Source organism: Pseudoalteromonas sp. G5_S1_14_S5 (assembly GCF_054968605.1).
The window spans coordinates 1-822 of record NZ_JBQKUM010000202.1; the positions used below are offsets into that span (position 1 = coordinate 1).

Consider the following 822-nt stretch of genomic DNA (forward strand, 5'->3'; position numbering starts at 1 on the left):
GAAAATACGCACTTTATCAAAAAGAAGCGACTCTTCCGCTCAAGCAAAGTAACGATAGCGCCTGTTCCATGCTTACCTAACACCGTATCAATTTCCCAATCACCGAAGCGTTCACGACTATCTACAATGGCTGGTCTGTCATCTATCGAAACAGCATTCTTAATGGCTTCAGCCTTGGTTCTTTTGCCTTTACGGTATCGCTTATGACCTTGCCTCAAATGCCGATAAAGCTTACCTCCCATGGCTTTGTCATTTGCAATGAATTGGTAAATCCATTCATGACTGACTGGCATCCTTGAAGCCGTCAATACTTCTGAAACTTGCTCAGGACTCCAATCGTGTTCAATCAACAATCGGATGAACTCTACTCGCTCCGAGGGTATTTTATACTTTGGAGCCTGACGCCTTCTATCAATGCAAGCTTGATGAGCGGTTTGAGGGCAGTAGTTTGCTTTTTCGCTATTACGGTTAAGCTCTCTATAAACGGAGCTTCTATGACAGTCGATGGCAAGAGCAATGTTTTTTATTGATACACCTTGTTCTAAAAGAACAGAAATCTGGTATCTTTTCCCTTCAGTCAATTGTTGATACTTCATATTGGAACTGCTTGTTTCTTTGGTCAGAAGAGCATACCAATCTCAACAATTGGCTGTCTTCCTCAGTCCTACCCATGAAGTGTCGCACTTATTATCTGAATTCGGGTTTTTATATCCATTATATCTAGCAAGATTAAACCACATATACGCTTTTTTATTATTTTGGAGTACGCCTTGGCCATTGGCGTAACTAGCCCCAAGGTTATATTGAGCGATAGCATGTCCT

1 protein-coding gene and 1 pseudogene are annotated in these 822 nt (G+C 41.6%); both read right to left on the reverse strand.

The window, feature by feature from the left end:
• A partial coding sequence (locus ACTRWI_RS22545) for an IS30 family transposase (RefSeq protein ID WP_499133921.1) occupies positions 1-596 on the reverse strand: 596 nt, incomplete at its 3' end.
• Between the two features lie 42 nt (positions 597-638).
• A pseudogene (locus ACTRWI_RS22550) lies at positions 639-822 on the reverse strand (hypothetical protein); the annotation flags it as partial.